Here is a 21,238-nt window from a genome sequence, read left to right on the forward strand (position 1 = left end):
CAATGAAAGTTAGTTTTTTTATAGACAGGCCGGTATTTTCGGCTGTCATTTCCATCGTGATTGTGATTGTCGGAATCATCGGGCTGACCATGCTTCCGGTGGATCAATATCCGCAGATCACGCCTCCGGTGGTAAAGATCAGTGCGTCTTATCCGGGTGCGAGTGCACTTACCGTGTCGCAGGCGGTGGCTACTCCGATTGAACAGGAAATCAATGGTACGCCCGGTATGCTTTATATGGAATCAAACAGTTCTAACTCCGGTGGCTTCTCGGCAACAGTTACCTTTGATGTATCTGCTGACCCGGATTTGGCTGCTGTGGAAATTCAGAACCGTGTGAAGCTGGCTGAATCCCGTCTTCCGGCGGAAGTGATTCAGAATGGTATTTCCGTAGAGAAACAGGCACCCAGTCAGTTAATGACACTCTGTCTGACTTCTACCGATCCTAAGTTTGACGAAATTTACCTGAGCAACTTTGCTACGATCAATGTGCTCGATGTGATTCGCCGTATTCCGGGAGTAGGACGTGTATCCAATATTGGTAGCCGTTACTATGCTATGCAGATATGGGCAGAGCCTGATAAGCTGGCTAACTTCGGATTGACTGTGCAGGACTTGCAGAATGCCTTGAAAGACCAGAACCGTGAATCGGCAGCCGGTGTATTAGGTCAGCAGCCGGTACAGGGACTGGATATAACGATTCCTATCACTACTCAGGGACGTCTTTCTACAGTAGGGCAATTTGAGGATATTGTGGTACGTGCCAATGCCAATGGTTCCATCATCCGGCTGAAGGATGTGGCACGTGTATCTCTGGAGGCTTCTTCATACAATACCGAGAGTGGTATCAATGGTGAGAATGCAGCGGTACTGGGTATTTACATGTTGCCGGGTGCCAATGCGATGGAAGTAGCCGAGAATGTAAAGAAGGCGATGGAAGAAATCAGCGAGAATTTTCCGGAAGGATTGAGTTATGAGATTCCGTTTGATATGACAACGTATATCTCTGAGTCTATTCATGAGGTATATAAGACGTTGTTCGAAGCATTGGTGCTGGTTGTGTTGGTAGTGTATCTGTCTTTGCAGAGCTGGCGTGCTACATTGATTCCGGTGGTAGCGGTACCTATCTCCCTGATTGGTACTTTCGGATTCATGCTGATTTTTGGTTTCTCTATTAATATATTGACCTTACTCGGTTTGATTCTCGCCATCGGTATCGTGGTCGATGATGCGATTGTAGTGGTGGAAGGAGTAGAGCATATTATGGAAACGGAGAAGCTGAGTCCCTATGAGGCGACAAAGAAAGCGATGAACGGATTATCAAGCGCATTGATCGCTACTTCACTGGTATTGGCGGCTGTGTTTGTTCCGGTAAGTTTTCTGAGTGGAATTACCGGGCAGCTGTATCGTCAGTTTACGGTAACTATCGTGGTATCTGTACTGATTTCTACTGTGGTTGCTTTAACGCTGAGCCCTGTGATGTGTTCGCTCATTTTGAAACCGGATAGTGGCAAGAAGAAAAATATAGTATTCAGAAAGATCAATGAGTGGCTGGGTATCGGAAGCAATAAGTATGTAGCTGCCGTCACCCGTACTATCAAACATCCTCGTCGGGTTTTGAGTGCTTTTGGTATGGTATTGATTGCTATTCTGTTGATTCACCGGATTATTCCGACCAGTTTCTTGCCGGTAGAAGACCAGGGATACTTTAAGATTGAACTTGAACTGCCGGAAGGAGCTACCTTGGAGCGAACCCGTGTAGTAACGGAACGCGCGATTGCTTATCTGGAGAAGAATCCATATATAGAATATGTGCAGAACGTGACCGGAAGCAGTCCGCGTGTAGGCAGTAATCAGGGACGTGCCGAGTTGACCGTTATTCTGAAACCCTGGGAAGAGAGAAAGAGCACCAGTATTGAAAAAATTATGGATACGGTAGAAAAACATTTGAGAGAATACCCCGAATGTAAAGTCTACCTGTCTACTCCTCCGGTCATACCGGGACTGGGCAGCTCCGGTGGTTTTGAAATGCAGTTGGAAGCTCGTGGAGAGGCTACTTTCGATAATTTGGTAGATGCGGCAGATACGTTGATGTATTATGCTTCCAAACGTAAGGAGCTTACAGGTTTGTCTTCTTCCTTGCAGTCGGAGATTCCCCAACTTTACTTTGATGTGGACAGAGACAAGGTGAAAATGCTGGGAGTACCCTTGGCAGATGTGTTTTCTACGATGAAAGCGTATACAGGTTCGGTGTATGTGAATGACTTTAATATGTTCAACCGTATATATAAGGTATATATTCAGGCGGAAGCTCCTTATCGGGAACATAAAGACAATATCAACCTGTTCTTTGTGAAAGCTTCCAATGGAGCTATGGTACCGCTGACATCTTTGGGTAATGCTTCTTATACGACAGGGCCGGGAAGTATCAAGCGTTTCAATATGTTTACTACTGCCGTTATCCGGGGTGCTGCCGCGCAGGGATACAGTTCCGGTCAGGCAATGGAGATTATGGAGCAGATCGCCCGTGACCATCTTCCGGATAATATCGGACTGGAGTGGAGCGGACTTTCTTATCAGGAGAAACAGGCAGGCGGTCAGACGGGGATGGTCATGGCACTGGTGTTCTTGTTTGTCTTCCTCTTCCTTGCCGCACAATATGAAAGTTGGACAGTGCCGATTGCTGTATTGCTATCCTTGCCTGTAGCAGCTTTGGGAGCCTATCTGGGAGTCTGGGTGTGCGGACTGGAGAATGATGTTTATTTCCAGATCGGATTGGTAATGCTTGTCGGGCTTGCCGCCAAGAATGCCATTTTGATTGTAGAGTTTGCCAAAGTGCAGGTAGATAGAGGTGAAGATTTGATTCAGTCGGCAATCTACGCAGCGAAATTACGTTTCCGTCCTATTCTGATGACCTCCCTTGCATTTGTACTGGGAATGCTTCCGATGGTACTGGCGAGTGGTCCGGGTTCGGCGAGCCGACAGGCGATTGGTACGGGCGTATTCTTCGGAATGATATTCGCTATCGTATTTGGTATCATTCTCGTGCCGTTCTTCTTTGTGATGGTGTATAAAACAAAGTCGAAAATCTTAAAACATAAGAAATAATGAAACTGAATAAACTATATATTGCTATACTACTTTTTGCAGGAATACTGACTTCCTGCAAAGTAGGCAAGAGCTACGTCCGTCCTGATCTTCATTTACCCGATAGTCTGGCTCAGCATCAGGATACGGTCAGCTTTGGAGATCAGGATTGGGAGGAAATCTACACGGATTCCACACTCCGCAGTCTTATAGACCGTGCGTTGGATCATAATAAAGATATGTTGATAGCGGCTGCCCGCATCAAGGAAATGGCAGCTCAGAAACGGATATCCACTGCCGCGCTGCTTCCCGATATTAAAGGTAAAGTGACTGCCGAGCGTGAACTTGAAAATCATGGAGGAGATGCTTTTAAGAAATCGGATACTTTTGAAGCGCAGTTCCTTGTTTCATGGGAACTCGATCTTTGGGGAAATCTGCGATGGGCACGTTCTGCCAGCATCGCCGAATATCTGCAGTCAGTAGAAGCGCAACGTGCGCTTCAGATGACGATTGTGGCGGAAGTGGCACAGGCATATTATGAGCTGGTTGCCTTGGATACGGAACTGGATATCGTCAAGCAGACTTTAAAAGCTCGTGAAGAAGGGGTTCGTCTGGCACGTATCCGTTTTGAAGGAGGACTTACTTCGGAGACTTCTTATCGTCAGGCGCAGGTAGAGTTGGCACGTACAGCTACTCTGGTTCCTGATCTGGAACGCAAAATATCGCTGAAAGAGAATGATATTGCTTTTCTGGCCGGAGAATACCCGAATCGCATAGCCCGTTCCCGTTTGCTTCAGGAGTTTAATTTCCCGGAAACTCTTCCGATAGGGATGCCTTCCACTTTGCTGGAACGCCGTCCCGATATACGTCAGGCAGAGCAGAAGCTGATCGCTGCCAATGCAAAAGTAGGTGTGGCTTATACGAATATGTTTCCTCGTCTGGCACTGACGGGTGGTTTCGGTAGTGAAAGCACGTCTTTGTCAGAACTTCTAAAATCGCCTTATGCCGTTATGGAAGGTGCTTTATTGACTCCTATATTTGGCTGGGGAAAGAACCGTGCTGCGTTGAAAGGCAAAAAAGCGGCCTATGAAGCAGAAATACATAGTTATGAGAAAACAGTCCTGACGGCTTTCAAAGAGACACGTAATGCGATTGTCAACTTTAATAAGATAAAAGAGGTGTACGCACTTCGTGCCAATCTGGAACGTTCGGCTAAGAGTTATATGGATTTGGCGCAGTTGCAATATATCAATGGAGTGATCAATTATTTGGATGTTCTCGATGCCCAGCGTGGTTATTTTGACGCACAAATTGGTCTGAGTAACGCTATTCGTGATGAACTGATCACCGTAGTACAACTGTATAAAGCACTTGGCGGTGGCTGGAAGCAATAGCCTCTGTAACTATGCAGCGAAATAAAATGAGGGCTTCTCTTTCATAATTCGAGGAAAAATGCGAAATTTGCAACGCTTTTCAAGTTTGACAAGAAACTTACTAACACCTTTAAATAAAAATAAAGAAAATGACTAAAAGTGCATTGCAAATCGCAAGGGCTGCTTATCAGCCCAAACTTCCGAAAGCATTGGCAACAGGAGCCGTTAAAGCTGTAGCAGGTGCTGCTACTCAATCTGTAGCCGATCAGGAAGCTATCAAAGCATTATTCCCTAACACGTACGGAATGCCGTTGATTACATTCGAAGCGGGTGAAGCTGTTCAACTTCCTGCTATGAACGTAGGTGTAATCCTTTCCGGCGGACAAGCTCCGGGCGGACACAATGTAATCTCTGGTTTGTTCGACGGTATCAAAAAGCTGAATCCTGAAAGTAAGCTGTACGGCTTTATCTTGGGTCCTGGCGGTCTGGTAGACCACAACTATATGGAACTGACTGCTGACATCATTGACGAATACCGTAACACAGGTGGTTTCGATATCATCGGTTCGGGACGTACGAAGCTGGAAACTGAAGCTCAGTTTGAAAAGGGATTTGAGATCATCAAAGAATTGGGCATCAAAGCACTGGTTATCATCGGTGGTGATGACTCTAATACAAACGCTTGTGTATTGGCTGAATACTATGCTGCCAAGAAGTACGGTGTACAGGTGATCGGTTGCCCGAAGACGATTGACGGTGACTTGAAGAACGATATGATTGAAACTTCTTTCGGTTTCGATACAGCTTGTAAGACTTATGCAGAAGTAATCGGTAACATCCAGCGTGACTGTAACTCAGCCCGTAAATACTGGCACTTTATCAAATTGATGGGTCGTTCGGCTTCTCACATCGCACTGGAATGTGCTTTGCAGGTACAGCCTAACGTATGTATCGTTTCTGAAGAAGTGGAAGAAAAAGATATGTCTCTGGATGATGTAGTAACATCTATCGCTAAAGTGGTAGCTGACCGTGCTGCACAGGGAAATAACTTCGGTACAGTATTGATCCCGGAAGGATTGGTGGAATTTATTCCGGCTATGAAGCGTCTGATCGCTGAATTGAACGACTTCCTGGCTGCAAATGCAGAAGAGTTCTCTCAGATCAAGAAGTCTCATCAACGTGATTACATCATCCGTAAGCTGTCTCCGGAAAACTCTGCTATCTATGCAAGTCTGCCGGAAGGTGTAGCTCGCCAGCTGACACTGGATCGTGACCCGCACGGAAACGTTCAGGTATCACTGATCGAAACAGAAAAACTGTTGTCTGAAATGGTAGCTACCAAATTGGCTGCTTGGAAAGAAGATGGCAAATATGTGGGTAAGTTTGCTGCACAGCACCACTTCTTCGGTTACGAAGGTCGTTGCGCTGCTCCGTCAAACTTTGATGCTGACTACTGCTATTCTTTGGGATACACAGCTTCTATGCTGATTGCTGACGGTAAGACCGGTTATATGTCTTCTGTACGCAACACAACTGCTCCTGCTGCCGAATGGATTGCAGGTGGTGTGCCTATCACCATGATGATGAATATGGAACGCCGCCACGGTGAAATGAAACCGGTGATCCAGAAAGCATTAGTGAAATTGGATGGTGCTCCTTTCAAAGCATTCGCTGCACAGCGTGACCGTTGGGCTGTTGAAACGGATTATGTATATCCAGGTCCGATTCAGTACTTTGGTCCTACAGAAGTTTGCGACCAGGCAACTAAGACTTTGCAATTGGAACAAGCTAAATAAGAAAACTTCACCGGACTGTAGTAAGAAACAGTTGCAATGAAGAGCTCTTTCAGGCACGGATTACGCGGATTGACGCGGTTTTAGTTATACTATTTCTTAAAACCGTGTATTCCGTGTAATCCGTGCCTATCTATATTACATTCATCACTCAAAGTAAATGTCGTCACGTAATAATCCGATTTCTGCTGTCCAAAAGAAAAGAACTGCTTCCACTACCCCAAAAAAGAGGACGGTTTCTTCTTCCAGGCCTTCCCGTGCTCCGAAAAAGGCACCGGTGAAGCAGCATTATTCGATGCCCGGTTGGCTTCGAAATATATTGGCTGTGGCAATTGTCGGTTGTTTCTCTATGGTTTTCTATTATTTCTTTATACGTCCTTATGCTTATCGGTGGAAACCTTGTAATGGTTTAAAGGAATATGGAGTTTGTATTCCTTCCGGATATGATATTCATGGGATTGATATTTCCCATTATCAAGGAAAAATAGACTGGGGGAGACTTTTACAGAATAAACAGACGGCAACTCCTTTGCACTTCATTTTTATGAAAGCGACGGAAGGGGGAGATCATAACGATACTACCTTTCAAACTAATTTTGCTAATGCGCGTAATCATGGCTTTATTCGTGGCGCTTATCATTTCTATATTCCCGGTACGGATGCTTTGAAACAGGCGGACTTTTTTATACGTACGGTCAAACTGGATTCCGGCGACCTGCCTCCGGTTCTCGATGTGGAAGTGACCGGACGAAAAGAGAAAAAAGAATTGCAGCAAGGCATTAAGCGCTGGTTGGACCGTATAGAATCCCATTATGGGGTGAAGCCCATTCTTTATACCTCTTATAAGTTCAAGACCCGTTATCTGGACGATTCTATTTTCAATGCTTATCCTTATTGGATCGCTCACTATTATGTCGATTCGGTGAAATATCAGGGTAAGTGGGATTTCTGGCAACATACTGATGTCGGAAATGTACCCGGTATTAAAGAAGATGTAGACCTCAATGTATTCAACGGTACATTAGAAGAACTCAAAAAGCTGACGATCAAGTAGGATGATTGATCTGTCATACAACTAATCTCTTCTCTCATTTGTTATAATCGTATTATTACTAAAAAGATACGATTATGAACTTTGATATAGCTATTATTGGTGGTGGCCCTGCTGGTTACACAGCTGCCGAAAGGGCAGGGGCAAACGGACTGAGAGCCGTTTTGTTTGAAAAAAAGGCAATAGGTGGGGTGTGTCTGAATGAAGGATGTATTCCTACTAAAACGTTGTTATATTCTGCTAAAATTCTGGATAGCATCAAGAGTGCTTCCAAATATGGCATTTCTGCCGAATCTCCTTCGTTTGATTTAACTAAAATAATGAGCCGTAAAGAGAAAACGGTGAAAATGCTGACTGGTGGGGTAAAGATGACTGTGAACTCTTACGGAGTGACGATCGTGGAAAAAGAAGCCTTTATAGAAGGAGAAGAAAACGGGCTGATCCGTATCATCTGTGACGGAGAAAGATATGAAGTGAAATATCTGCTGGTATGTACCGGTTCCGACACGGTTATTCCTCCGATACCGGGACTGTCGGAAGTTAGTTACTGGACGTCAAAAGAGGCTTTGGAGATCAAAGAGCTTCCTGAAACGTTGGTTGTTATAGGTGGTGGAGTCATAGGAATGGAGTTTGCTTCTTTCTTCAACAGTATGGGAGTGAAAGTGCATGTTGTCGAGATGATGCCGGAGATACTGGGAGTCATGGATAAGGAAACCAGCAGTATGCTTCGTATGGAATATGCAAAACGTGGAGTCACTTTCTACTTGAATACAAAAGTAATAGAAGTGAAACCTGACGGAGTCGTCATAGAGAAAGATGGGAAGGCTTCTACTATCAAAACGGAAAAGATCTTGCTCAGTGTGGGGCGTAAAGCAAATATTACCAATGTCGGATTGGATAAGCTGAATATAGAACTTCATCGGAATGGGGTTAAAGTAGACGAATATCTTCAGACTTCTCATCCCGGAGTATATGCGTGCGGTGATATTACAGGCTATTCTTTATTGGCGCATACGGCAATTCGGGAGGCGGAAGTGGCAATCAATCATATTTTAGGAGTGGAAGACCGGATGAATTATAACAGTGTGCCGGGAGTTGTCTACACCAATCCGGAAGTGGCCGGCGTAGGTAAGACAGAAGAAGAGCTGACCAAACAGGGCATTCCTTATCGTGTTACGAAGTTGCCGATGGCTTATTCCGGACGTTTTGTTGCGGAAAACGAACAAGTAAATGGAATATGTAAGCTGATACTTGATGAAGCTGATCATATTATCGGTTGTCATATGCTTGGAAATCCTGCGTCGGAATTGATTGTGATTGCCGGAATAGCTATTCAGAAGGGCTATACGGTTGAGGAATTTCAGAAGAATGTATTTCCCCATCCTACGGTTGGAGAGATTTATCATGAGGTGCTTTCATAACACTTTTACAGATATTTATTTTCATCTGGCGGCAGAAGAGTATTTGCTGAAGCAGGAAACAGATTCTGTTTTCATGCTTTGGCAGGACACTCCTTCTGTAGTGATGGGAAAACACCAATCTGTACAGTTGGAAGTGAACCGGGAATGGGCGGAAGAACAACAGATTCAAATAGCCCGTCGGTTTTCGGGTGGGGGAGCTGTATATCATGATTTGGGTAATGTCAATTTAACTTTTATCGAAACAGTGTCCCGCTTGCCTGATTTCAGTCTTTATCTTCATCGGATATTGGATTTCTTAAAACTGATAGGATTGCCGGCAAAAGGAGATGAACGTCTGGGTATCTATCTTGATGGTCTGAAAATATCGGGGAGTGCCCAGTGCGTACACAAGAACAGGGTGCTTTATCATTGTACTTTGCTGTATGATACGAATCTTGCTGCTTTAAATAAGGTATTGAATCCGGAGAGGGACATTGAGACGGGCGTGGCATTGCCTGTGTATGCTGTTCCGTCTGTCCGTAGTGAAGTCACAAATATCAGTCGTTACTTACCTATGGAAACGGTTGATCATTTCAAAGCGATACTTTTCGAATATTTTAGTCAGAAGGGATGTGCTGATACTTTCAGTGAGAAAGAATTGGAAGCAATCCATAAACTTCGGACTGAGAAATATATTTGCGAAGACTGGATCTTCAGTCGTTGAGTCCGGTTAAAAATACTTTAACTTAAAACTTTCTTTTTCAGCGGGTTGTTCTAATAGTTCAAGGTTGAATAATAAATTTACTGTCTATGTCAAGATTCGAAATAAAAATGCCTAAGTTGGGCGAGAGTATAACCGAAGGGACGATTGTCTCTTGGTCTGTGAAAGTGGGGGATGTCATTCAGGAAGACGATGTTCTCTTCGAGGTAAATACGGCGAAAGTCAGTGCGGAAATACCTTCACCGGTAGCCGGTAAGGTAGTGGAAATTCTGTTTAAGGAAGGAGATACAGTCGCTGTAGGTACAGTGGTTGCTGTTGTAGATATGGGAGGTGAAGAGGCATCCGATGAAGAAACTGCAAGTGGAAAAGAAACTCCAGAAAGTAAGGAGAATGCTTCTTCTGATGCAGAAAAAGTATCTTCTCAGGTAGCAAAGGCTGAGGAACGCTGGTATTCTCCTGTGGTGATTCAATTGGCACGAGGTGCAAATATTCCGAAAGAAGAACTTGATTCGATACAAGGCACAGGATACGAAGGCCGGTTAAGCAAGAAAGATATAAAGGATTATATTGAGAAGAAGAAAAGGGGAATTTCCGAAGTCTCGAAGGCGGCGATACCTACCGGTGATGCACTTACGGCTTCTATGCCTTCTTCGACTGGAGGGGCTGGCTCTATGACAACTTCTCCTGTGGCGGCTTCCGTGCAAACTCCTGTTGCTGCACCGTCTGCTCCATCTAAACAAGCACCTGCAGCTGCTAATATTCCGGGAGTAGAAGTGAAAGAAATGGATCGTGTCCGCCGGATTATTGCGGATCATATGGTGATGTCCAAGAAGGTTTCACCACACGTAACCAATGTAGTAGAGGTAGACGTAACCAAACTGGTACGCTGGCGTGAAAAGAATAAAGACGCTTTCTTCCGCCGTGAGGGAGTGAAACTGACCTATATGCCTGTCATAACAGAAGCTGTTGCAAAAGCATTGGCAGCATATCCTCAGGTCAATGTATCTGTTGACGGATATAATATTCTTTTCAAGAAACATATCAATATCGGTATTGCTGTTTCTTTGAATGATGGCAATCTGATAGTTCCTGTGGTACACGATGCCGATCATCTGAACTTGAATGGATTGGCTGTAGCTATAGACTCGCTGGCATTGAAGGCTCGTGATAACAAATTGATGCCAGATGATATTGACGGAGGTACGTTTACCATTACTAATTTCGGTACATTCAAGAGTTTGTTCGGTACGCCGGTGATCAATCAGCCCCAGGTTGCCATTTTGGGAGTGGGATATATTGAGAAGAAGCCTGCCGTAATAGAGACACCGGAAGGTGATACGATTGCTATCCGTCATAAGATGTATCTGTCCCTGTCTTATGACCATCGTGTAGTTGACGGTATGCTGGGAGGCAACTTCCTGCACTTCATAGCCGATTACCTGGAAAACTGGAAGGGCTGATAACAGATTGTTTCATTCATTAAGAACTTCATTAACTATGAAAAAGAAATATGATATAAAGACTACGGATGTTGAAACACTGAAAAAGTGGTACCATCTGATGACATTAGGGCGTGCTTTGGACGAGAAGGCGCCGTCTTACCAGCTGCAATCCTTGGGTTGGTCATACCATGCTCCTTATGCGGGGCATGATGGTATCCAACTGGCTGTCGGTCAGGTTTTCACATTGGGAGAAGATTTCCTGTTCCCTTATTACAGAGATATGCTGACTGTGCTTTCTGCAGGAATGACTGCGGAAGAGATTATATTGAACGGCATTTCGAAAGCAACCGATCCCGGTAGCGGCGGACGTCATATGTCGAATCACTTCGCCAAACCGGAATGGCATATTGAAAATATATCTTCTGCTACCGGAACGCATGACCTGCATGCGGCGGGTGTAGCAAGAGCAATGGTATATTATGGGCATAAAGGAGTAGCAATCACTTCGCACGGAGAATCTGCTACTTCCGAAGGCTTTGTTTACGAGGCTATCAATGGAGCTAGTCTGGAACGTCTTCCAGTGATTTTCGTTATACAGGATAACGGATATGGCATCTCTGTTCCTAAATCCGAGCAGACTGCCAATCGTAAAGTAGCCGAGAACTTCTCCGGTTTCAAGAATCTGAAGATTATCTACTGCAATGGAAAAGATGTGTTCGATTCCATGAATGCCATGACTGAGGCACGCGAATATGCGATCAGTACCCGTAATCCTGTGATTGTACAGGCTAACTGCGTTCGTATCGGCTCTCATTCCAATTCGGATAAACATACACTTTATCGGGATGAAAACGAACTGGAATATGTGAAAGAAGCCGATCCGCTAATGAAGTTCCGCCGGATGTTATTGCGCTATAAGCGCTTGACGGAAGAGGAACTGCTGCAAATTGAAGCTGAATCAAAGAAGGAACTATCTGCTGCCAACCGCAAGGCGCTGGCTGCCCCTGAACCTGATCCTAAAAGCATTTACGATTTTGTGATGCCCGAACCTTATCAGCCGCAAAAATACAAAGAAGGTACTCATCAGGAAGAAGGAGAGAAGACTTTCCTGGTCAATGCAATTAATGAAACATTGAAAGCGGAATTCCGCCATAATCCGGATACCTTTATCTGGGGACAAGATGTGGCAAACAGAGAAAAAGGCGGGGTCTTTAATGTGACCAAAGGCATGCAGCAGGAATTTGGCGAGGCGCGTGTATTCAGCGCACCGATTGCCGAAGATTATATTGTAGGTACAGCCAATGGTATGAGCCGATTTGACCCTAAAATCCATGTAGTGATAGAAGGAGCTGAGTTTGCAGACTACTTCTGGCCTGCCGTAGAACAGTATGTGGAGTGTACTCATGAATATTGGCGCAGTAACGGTAAGTTTGCTCCGAATATCACTTTACGGCTTGCTTCCGGAGGATATATCGGTGGTGGATTATATCATTCCCAAAATATAGAGGGTGCTCTGACAACGTTGCCGGGTGCACGTATTGTCTGTCCTTCTTTTGCAGATGATGCAGCCGGATTGTTACGAACCAGTATGCGTTCAAAGGGATTTACCTTGTTTTTGGAACCGAAAGCTCTATATAATTCGGTAGAAGCGGCAGCTGTTGTTCCGGAAGATTTTGAGGTTCCTTTTGGAAAGGCACGTATTCGTCGTGAAGGAACGGATTTGAGCATTATTACTTATGGCAATACGACCCATTTCTGCCTGCACGTAGCAGAGCAACTGGAAAAAGAAAGTGGCTGGAAAGTCGAAGTGATCGATATTCGCTCATTGATACCATTAGATAAGGAGGCGATTTTCGAATCAGTGAAAAAGACTAGTAAAGCATTGGTTGTTCACGAAGACAAGGTATTCTCCGGTTTCGGTGCGGAACTTGCGGCTATGATCGGAACGGATATGTTCCGTTATCTGGATGGTCCGGTGCAGCGTGTCGGATCTACATTTACTCCTGTCGGTTTCAATCCGATTCTGGAAAAAGAGATATTGCCGGATGAGGCGAAGATCTATGAGGCAGCTAAAAAGCTATTGGAATATTAATGGAATAAAATGGAGGTATAGTATATGAAGAAGATTGGTTTGTTTTATGCCACCAAAGCTGATAAGACTACTTGGGTGGCAGAGAAAATTCAGAAAGAATTTGGAAAAGATAGGATAGAAGTGGTGCCTATTGAGCAGGCATGGCAAAATGATTTTGCAGCTTACGATTGTTTAATAGTAGGTGCTTCGACCTGGTTTGACGGAGAACTTCCTACCTATTGGGATGAGTTATTGCCGGAACTTCGTACATTGGACTTGAAAGGGAAAAAAGTAGCTGTCTTCGGGTTAGGAGATCAGATACGTTATCCCGAAAACTTTGCTGACGGAATCGGACTGCTTGCCGAGGTATTTGAAGGAGACGGGGCCACACTGGTCGGTTTTACTTCTTCCGAAAGATACACTTTCGAACGTTCCAGAGCGTTGCGTGGTGATCGGTGGTGCGGTTTGGTCGTCGATTTGGATAATCAATCCGAGCAAGCGGAAAAGAGAATCAGGGAATGGTGCGAACAGGTAAAGAATGAGTTTGATTCAAAACCTTAATACTTTATATCTGTTTCCCGGTAACATAACAGAAGGAATATTATATCATACCATTCTTTTCATTAAAGGATGGTATGTACCAGATGCTCATCTCGTACACTACTGGATGAGCATCTGGTGTATAACAAGATGAGCATGCCGTACAGCACGAGATGAGCATCTCGTACATCTTATCTCTACTACAAATATATGCTGTCTTTTAAAGATACGTGGTCTGTGTCTTCTTGAAACAGATAAGGAAGATTAATGCTTAATATGTGAACTTCACTGCTGCCCAGCGGTTTTTCTCCTTATGATGTACGAAGGTCAGTCCGTTCTTTTCTGCTTCCCGGCGGATGAAAGGAATGTCGTCCACATAAAATCCACTCATATAAAGTTCCGATCCCGGGTGCATGCAGGCAACGTATTGCTTCATGTCGTTCAATAGAATATTCCGGTTTATATTAGCGATGATGATATCAAAGGGCCCTTTGCCAACAAGCGATGAGGCATCTCCTTGTGAAACGGCGATGTCGTCTACGTGGTTTAATTCAATGTTCTCAATAGAGTTTCGTACACACCATTCGTCAATGTCAATAGCGATACATGGGCGTGCTCCCCGCATGCGGGCGAGAATAGCTAAGATCGAAGTTCCACAGCCCATATCCAGAAGTGATTTATCTTTCAACTCATTGTCCAGTAACTCCCCGATGATGAGGCTTGTCGTTTCATGATGTCCCGTGCCGAAAGCCATTTGCGGATTGATAACGATATCATAAGTTGCCTGGGGTACATCTTTATGGAAGGTACTATGGATAACACATCGGTTATCGATCACAATCGGCTGAAAGAAATTTTTTTCCCATTCTTCGTTCCAGTCTTTGTCTTCCGCTTCAACGTATGTATAAGTGATCTCCGTATCGGGCAGAGGAAATTCGGTTATTGCATTTTTTATTGTATTTTCATCGCATAATGCCTGTTGTATGTATGCAGTCAGTCCGCCTTCGCTTTCAACAAAACTTTCAAATCCGGCTTCACCTAATACGGCAGCCAGTACGTCATTTACTGTTTCTGTGCATGGACTTGTATGGAATGTGAACTCAAAATACTTCATAGTTGTTTTTAATTTGGTGAATCTTTTGCAAAGATAGTTAGAAATAGGGATTTCCCTATTATCCTTTGGGGAAAATCTCCCTAGAGTGGCGAATCTCTTCCTTATCTTTGTAATGTGAATAAGTTTAAGTAATTACATAAACCGAGATGATATGAAAAAGATTGTTTATTTCTTGCTAATTGCTTTATGCCTCCCTATAGGCTTGATGGCACAAAGCGTTGATGACGACCTTTATTTCGTACCTTCTAAAGACAAAAAGGAGAAGAAAGAAACGACTCCGGAAAAGAAGGAACCGAGAAAGCAAGTCACGACCAACATCTATACATCACCGGGCACTACCGTTGTAGTTCAGGACCGCAAGGGAAAAACACGGGATGTGGATGAATATAACCGCCGTTATGACGCTCGTGAGAATGAATTCGTAATGGAAAACGATACCTTATATATAAAAGAGAAAGCTCAGCCAGACTTGGAAGGAGAATGGGTAACCGGTGAATTTGATGGTTCGCAAGAGGACTATGAATATGCTGAACGTATTATCCGTTTCCGTAATCCACGTTTTGCTATCAGCATTAGCAGTCCACTCTATTGGGACGTTGTTTACGGACCTAATTCATGGAACTGGAATGTATATACTGATGGTATGTACGCTTATGCTTTCCCGACATTTAGTAATCCGCTTTGGTGGGATTGGCGTTACAACTCCTACGGTTGGGGATGGAACTATGGCTGGGGATGGAATCGTCCTTACTATGGTTGGGGATATTACCCGGGTTCATGGGGCGGCTGGTATGGTGGCTACTGGGGTGGCTTCTATGGCGGCGGTTATTGGGGACATCATCACCACTGGGGTGGTGGTCCTAGCTGGGGCTGGGGCGGTGGTCATAGAGACATGCTATACACCAATCGTCGTTCTCCTAACAGGAGTGTTAACCGTACTACCAATGGTACCAGATATACCTCTAACCGTTATCAGTCTTCTCGTCCTTCATCAGTTCGTACATCTTCGAATAGAACAACTTCGGGACGTGTAGTAGGAACCAGAGAGAATAGTACACGGACAGGAGTAAGTACAAGAACTAGTTCTTCTCGCAGAGATACCTATACTCGTCCGAGCAGTACTCGTACCAGCACATCTTCGGGTATGAATCGTAGTAGTAGCACTCGTACTTCTTCTTCAAGAAGTGAAGGTACTTATAATAGGGGATCTTCTTCTAGAAGTAGCGGAACTTATTCAAGAGGAAGTAGTAGTTATACACCTAGTCGCTCTAGTAGCTCTCGAACATATACTCCTAGCAGTAGTAACCGTTCTAGTAGTAGTTCTCGAACATATACTCCTAGTAGCAGTAGTCGTTCTAGTAGTTCCAGTTCTTATTCTCCTAGTAGCAGTTCTTCTCGTTCTAGTGGTTCTTCGTATGGAGGCGGAAGTAGTAGCAGTAGTCGTGGAAGTTCTTCCGGTGGTGGAGGTTCAGCTAGAGGCGGTAGCAGGAGATAAAACTATAGCATATAATAATATTTAAGGAAACGTATGAAAAAGAAAATAAATATAGCTGCACTTGCTCTTATTATGGTGGCAAGTGCAAGCGCCCAGACAATATACGATGGTGCTAAGTTTACGCAGAAGGATTTGAATGGAACTGCCCGTTTTGTAGGAATGGGAGGAGCAATGGGTGCACTAGGAGGAGATATTTCTACTATGGGGACAAATCCGGCTGGTATTGGTATATATCGTAGTAATGATATAATGGGAACTTTCGGCTTTTCTTCTTTTGGTTCGGAGAGTAAATATGAAGGATCAAAGTTTAATGTTGATAAGACTCGTGGATCATTTGATAATATAGGATTTGTGTTTTCTTCTAAAATTGGAAATCAGACCGCTTTGCGTTATGTGAATTTTGGATTCAGTTACACTCGTTCCAAGTCATTTGATAAGTATATGACAATGGAAGGTTTGATTAATCTGGGGCCTGGAGGAACAATTCTTTCTCAGACTAATCAAATGACGAATCAAGCGAACACTATGATTAAAGCGAATGGTGACTTTATCAGTAAGTTAGCTGATGATAAGATTAATCTGTTTACTGATAGTCAGACTGGCTGGCTGGCTGCTATCGGCTGGAATGGATATTTATATAATGAAAATGAAGATAAAAATGGCTATATAGGTTATTTACCTCAACCATATTCATGGTATGATGGACATGAAAAAGGAGGAATCAATCAGTATGATTTTAATGTTGCTTTTAATATAAGTGATCGTGTTTATTTAGGATTGACCATTGGTGCTTACGATGTTAATTACTCAAAGATTTCTACTTATGGAGAGGAGTATGGGGAATATATTGTAGAAAATGTGAATTATGGTACTCCAAGTTATGAAATGACTACTGAGAATAAAATAGATGGTTCAGGTGTGGATTTTAAGTTTGGAGCTATCGTGCGTCCATTTGAAGACTCTCCATTCCGTATTGGTGTTTCTGTTCATACTCCTACATTTTATAATTTGAAAATTAAAACGAATGTTAGAGCAGTGACATATACCCCTGATTTTGACTCTAAAAAATTAAGTGAGGCTGTTGTAGATTCTTATGATTTTACGAATGGTGTTGATTATGGATATGACTTCCGTTTCCGTACACCATGGAAATATAATTTAAGTCTTGGGTATACTTATGGATCATCTTTCGCTATTGGAGCAGAATATGAATATCAGGATTACTCCGCTATGCATTTTAGTTATTCGGATGGAGAAGCAATGGGATGGCAGAATCCTACAGCAAAAGAAATGTTGAAAGGTGTGAATACTTTCCGTATCGGTGCTGAGTGGAAAGTTATTCCTCAATTTGCTTTTCGTTTAGGCTATAATTATATGTCAGCAGCATTCAAAAAAACAGCTTTTAAAGATTTGAGCTACAATTCAATTAATACGGATACGGATTTTGCGAATGCAAAAGCAAATAATAATTATACATTAGGTATCGGTTATAGAGGATCGACTTTTTACGCAGACTTGGCTTACATGTATAGTACTTATAAGGAAGATTTCTATCCATTTGATGATGGAGCTTTAAAAAAGACTGATGTGACAAATAGCCGTAGTAAAGTGATGATGACTTTAGGTTTACGCTTTTAATTAGAAACTGTTTTCAATTTCAATAATAACTTTTGTGTGTTAGAGTCCCTGGAATGCTGAGTGTCTACAGCAGTTCCAGGGATTTCTTTATTATCTTTTCATTTAATGCCAAAGAAGGTTCATTCTGTTTTGAATATTGTAATTTTGTTAGCCGATATAATTATTCTTTTTGTTTAAAGAAAAAAAACTACTTATTTTCTTGTTATTTAAAATAAATTCATATTTTTGTAATCGTAGTCAGAACCAAACTATGAAATATTGACGTCCTCTCTACACACAGACAATTTTTATTAACCTTAAAAGAGCAGTATTATGTTTAAACCACTCAAATCAGTAAGTGTGCTGTTGCTCTTGTTTGCCATGCCGGCAGCAATTTCCTATGCAGCCTCTGAGAATGGAGCAACAAGTGTGAGTGTCACACAGCAAAACGGTACGTGTAAAGGTGTAGTAAAAGACAAGGCAGGTGAAGCGGTTATTGGAGCTTCAGTTGTAGTCAAGGGTACTACAAATGGTGTAATTACCGACTTGGACGGTAATTTTGTTCTTTCCAATGTTCCTGATGGAGCAACGATTCAAATCTCTTATGTAGGTTATACCCCACAGGAAGTGAAGTTCACGGGTAAACCTTTAGACATTACCTTACAGGAAGATACGCAGACACTCGATGAAGTTGTAGTGACAGCTTTGGGGATTAAGCGTCAGAAAAGGTCCCTCGGCTATTCTACAACGACAGTAGGAGGAAAAGATTTCACGGAAGCTCGTACAACGAACATTGGTAACGCACTTTCCGGTAAGATTGCCGGTGTTTCCGTTTCCGGAAATGCAACAGGTCCGGGTGGTAGTAGCCGTGTCGTAATTCGTGGTAATGCTTCTTTGACGGGAAACAACCAGCCGCTTTATGTTATCGACGGTGTTCCGTTTGATAATACTAATATTGGTAGTGCAGGTCAATGGGGAGGTAAAGATATGGGCGATGGTTTGTCAAGTATCAATCCGGATGATATTGCAGATATTCAAGTGTTGAAAGGTGCTGCTGCATCTGCTCTTTATGGATATCGTGGTGGTAACGGTGCTATCTTGATTACTACTAAATCCGGTCAGAAAGGAAAACCGGTCTCCGTTGAATTTAACAATAACTTGGCTTTTGATGTGATTTATGATTACCGCGATTTCCAGAATGTCTACGGGCAAGGAACTCAGGGTAACCGTCCGCTTTCTGCAGATGTGGCAAAAGCAACGGAAACATCCAGCTGGGGTGAAGTAATGGATGGAAAAAAAGCAGTAAACTTCTTGGGGAACGAATATGCCTATTCTCCTGTAGATAACTGGAAGAACTTCTATCGTACTGGGATTAACAATACAACAACTTTGGCAGTAAGTGGTGCTTCCGATAAGATATCCTATCGTTTTGGTGTTTCCAATATGGCGGTAAAGGGGATACTTCCCAATTCCAGCATCAGTCAGCAAGGTATCAATATGAATACGACTTATGACATTTCTTCAAAAGTTCATTTAATGGTGAATGCCAACTACGTATTCGACAAGAATAAAGGTCGTTCTAACTTGTCCGATGGTAACAGTAACACGAATGCCGCACTTCTTTATCATGCCAATTCATTTGATATCCGTTGGATGGAACGTGAAAATCCGGATTGTGACTGGGGTACCGGTGCTGACGGGAAAGAGTTGTTAGGTGGTACGAACGGTTATTTTAATAATCCGTATTGGTTGCAGTACAGGGTTACCAATGAAACCAACCGTAATCGTCTGACTGGTGGTATGACTTTGAAGTATGATATCTTTGACTGGTTATACATTCAGGGGGCTGTGACACGTGACGGTTATAATCTGGAATATTCCGAAGTGAAGCCAATCGGTTCCGCTTCTCCGGAAGATCCACGCGGTTATATAAAGGAATACACTCAGAACTTCTCTGAAATGAACCTGAACTATTTGATCGGATTCAATAAGACATTCGGAGACTGGAGTGTCGGTGCTACTTTCGGTGGAAACCGTCAGAGAAATATTACAAAGAAATACGGTCTGGATGATAAGGCCTCTTCATTCTTTGTGCCCGATTTTTATTCAAGCAGCAACACTGCGAAGCATGTGTATAAGAAAGAATATACAGAATACCGGGTAAATTCAATCTATGGTACTGCAGACCTTGGTTATAAGAATCAGGTATTCTTAAACTTAACCGGACGTAATGACTGGTTCTCTACACTGGACCCGAATAATAATCATTATTTCTATCCTTCTATCGGTATGTCATGGGTATTTAGTGATACATTCAAGACTCCCGACTGGTTTACTTTCGGAAAGGTGCGTGCATCCTATGCAGCTGCATCTAACGGAACCAAAGCATATCAGAATCTTCTTACCTATAAAGTAGATAATTACCAATCGAACGGACAGCCTGTAGTAACGATCAATAACTCGACCGTACCTAACAAAGGACTGAAACCGGTTCAGATTTCCGAATGGGAAATTGGTTTGAACCTCTCTTTCTTGGATAATCGCCTGTCATTGGATGCTGCATATTATGTAAAAACAACCAAAGATGATATCGTGCAGGTAACCACCAGTGGTGCTTCCGGTTTTGAATCAGCTATCCAGAATGTCGGAGAAATCAGAAATAATGGTGTGGAAGTAATGGTGAATGCCGTTCCTGTTCATACAAAGGACTTTAACTGGAATTCTACATTCAATATCGCTTATAATAGCAGTGATGTGAAATACCTGGGAATAGACGGAACGGGAGAAAAGATAAAGAGATTAACTCTTGACGGAGCCAACTCACGTGTAGGTAGTGTTTCTGTTCAGAATATCTTGGGGCATCCTTATGGTGAATTAGTCGGTTATGAATACAAACGTACTTCGGACGGACAAGTTATTTTTGAAAACGGTCTTCCTGTACACTCAGACGAGGTTCAGGTATTAGGAAACGGCGTTTATAAGGTAACCGGCGGATGGCGCAATGAGTTTACTTACAAAAACATAACTCTTTCTTTCCTGATTGACTTCAAAGCAGGAGCTAAGATGTTCTCCGGAACCAATCTGTCTCTTTACAGCAACGGTCTGCACAAGAATACTTTGCAGGGACGTGGTGCTGACGGTAAAGGAACAATGGTGGGCAATGGTGTAATGTCTGATGGTAAAGGGGGCTATGTGAAGAATACCGTAGCCGTTTCTGCACAAGACTATTGGCAGGCTATTACCAGTCAGAATATTGCTGAAGAGTTTGTTTATAATGCGAGTTTTATAAAACTGCGCGAACTGTCAGTCGGATATACTTTGCCGCAGGCATGGTTGAATAAGCAGACACTTATAAAAGGGGTAACCCTTTCCTTAGTCGGTCGTAACCTTTGGACTATATTGAAGCATACGGATAATATTGATCCGGAATCAGCTTATAATAACGGTAATGCTCAAGGTCTGGAATTGAACGGATATCCTGCCACGAGAAATGTGGGATTCAATGTAAATGTTAAGTTCTAACATCTTAAATACT

13 protein-coding genes are annotated in these 21,238 nt (G+C 43.1%); 12 read left to right on the forward strand and 1 reads right to left on the reverse strand.

Features of this window, described 5'->3' with window-relative positions; genetic code table 11:
• The first annotated feature begins 2 nt into the window (after positions 1 to 2).
• The 9 genes from KTR07_RS15115 (at position 3) to KTR07_RS15155 (ending at position 13,498) form a co-directional block, all read left to right on the forward strand.
• Positions 3 to 3,107, forward strand: a complete 3,105-nt coding sequence (locus KTR07_RS15115; protein WP_008766158.1) for an efflux RND transporter permease subunit — start codon at positions 3 to 5, stop codon at positions 3,105 to 3,107.
• Positions 3,107 to 4,480: an efflux transporter outer membrane subunit gene (locus KTR07_RS15120; RefSeq protein WP_008766157.1), complete on the forward strand. Its 1,374-nt coding sequence runs from the start codon at positions 3,107 to 3,109 to the stop codon at positions 4,478 to 4,480. Before KTR07_RS15115 ends, KTR07_RS15120 begins: the two co-directional genes overlap by 1 nt.
• 128 nt (positions 4,481 to 4,608) lie before the next feature.
• Positions 4,609 to 6,255: a diphosphate--fructose-6-phosphate 1-phosphotransferase gene (locus tag KTR07_RS15125; protein WP_008760603.1), complete on the forward strand. Its 1,647-nt coding sequence runs from the start codon at positions 4,609 to 4,611 to the stop codon at positions 6,253 to 6,255.
• A gap of 157 nt (positions 6,256 to 6,412) precedes the next feature.
• On the forward strand, positions 6,413 to 7,306 hold the full coding sequence (locus KTR07_RS15130; RefSeq protein ID WP_008766156.1) for a glycoside hydrolase family 25 protein: 894 nt from the start codon (positions 6,413 to 6,415) through the stop codon (positions 7,304 to 7,306).
• Positions 7,307 to 7,380: 74 nt separating this feature from the next.
• Entirely contained in the window at positions 7,381 to 8,724 is a 1,344-nt protein-coding gene (lpdA, locus tag KTR07_RS15135; RefSeq protein WP_008766155.1) for a dihydrolipoyl dehydrogenase, read from the forward strand.
• A complete protein-coding gene (locus tag KTR07_RS15140) occupies positions 8,708 to 9,427 on the forward strand; it encodes a lipoate--protein ligase family protein (RefSeq protein ID WP_008766154.1) in 720 nt (239 codons plus the stop codon). Before lpdA ends, KTR07_RS15140 begins: the two co-directional genes overlap by 17 nt.
• A gap of 86 nt (positions 9,428 to 9,513) precedes the next feature.
• Positions 9,514 to 10,884, forward strand: a complete 1,371-nt coding sequence (locus KTR07_RS15145) for a dihydrolipoamide acetyltransferase family protein (protein ID WP_008766153.1) — start codon at positions 9,514 to 9,516, stop codon at positions 10,882 to 10,884.
• A gap of 37 nt (positions 10,885 to 10,921) precedes the next feature.
• Complete coding sequence (locus KTR07_RS15150; RefSeq protein ID WP_008766152.1) at positions 10,922 to 12,958, forward strand: thiamine pyrophosphate-dependent enzyme; 2,037 nt, start codon at positions 10,922 to 10,924, stop codon at positions 12,956 to 12,958.
• Positions 12,959 to 12,982: 24 nt separating this feature from the next.
• Complete coding sequence (locus tag KTR07_RS15155) at positions 12,983 to 13,498, forward strand: flavodoxin (protein ID WP_008766151.1); 516 nt, start codon at positions 12,983 to 12,985, stop codon at positions 13,496 to 13,498.
• 250 nt (positions 13,499 to 13,748) lie between these two features.
• On the opposite strand, the gene prmA is transcribed toward KTR07_RS15155, so the two are convergent.
• Entirely contained in the window at positions 13,749 to 14,591 is an 843-nt protein-coding gene (prmA, locus tag KTR07_RS15160) for a 50S ribosomal protein L11 methyltransferase (RefSeq protein WP_008766150.1), read from the reverse strand.
• A 151-nt stretch (positions 14,592 to 14,742) separates the two neighbouring features.
• On the opposite strand from prmA, the gene KTR07_RS15165 reads away from it, so the two are divergent.
• The 3 genes from KTR07_RS15165 to KTR07_RS15175 all read left to right on the forward strand — a co-directional run bounded on the left by KTR07_RS15165 (position 14,743) and on the right by KTR07_RS15175 (position 21,225).
• The gene (locus KTR07_RS15165; RefSeq protein WP_008766149.1) at positions 14,743 to 16,086 is read left to right on the forward strand and encodes a hypothetical protein; all 1,344 of its coding nucleotides are present in this window, start codon (positions 14,743 to 14,745) and stop codon (positions 16,084 to 16,086) included.
• Between the two features lie 33 nt (positions 16,087 to 16,119).
• Positions 16,120 to 17,724 carry an OmpP1/FadL family transporter gene (locus KTR07_RS15170; protein ID WP_008760612.1) on the forward strand — a complete coding sequence of 535 codons (1,605 nt, stop codon included), beginning with the start codon at positions 16,120 to 16,122 and terminating at the stop codon, positions 17,722 to 17,724.
• Between the two features lie 312 nt (positions 17,725 to 18,036).
• The gene (locus tag KTR07_RS15175; protein WP_117978542.1) at positions 18,037 to 21,225 is read left to right on the forward strand and encodes a TonB-dependent receptor; all 3,189 of its coding nucleotides are present in this window, start codon (positions 18,037 to 18,039) and stop codon (positions 21,223 to 21,225) included.
• Positions 21,226 to 21,238: the final 13 nt, after the last annotated feature.

It is taken from the genome of Bacteroides sp. MSK.20.82 (genome assembly GCF_019052485.1).
In the GTDB taxonomy this organism is placed as follows: domain Bacteria; phylum Bacteroidota; class Bacteroidia; order Bacteroidales; family Bacteroidaceae; genus Bacteroides; species Bacteroides thetaiotaomicron.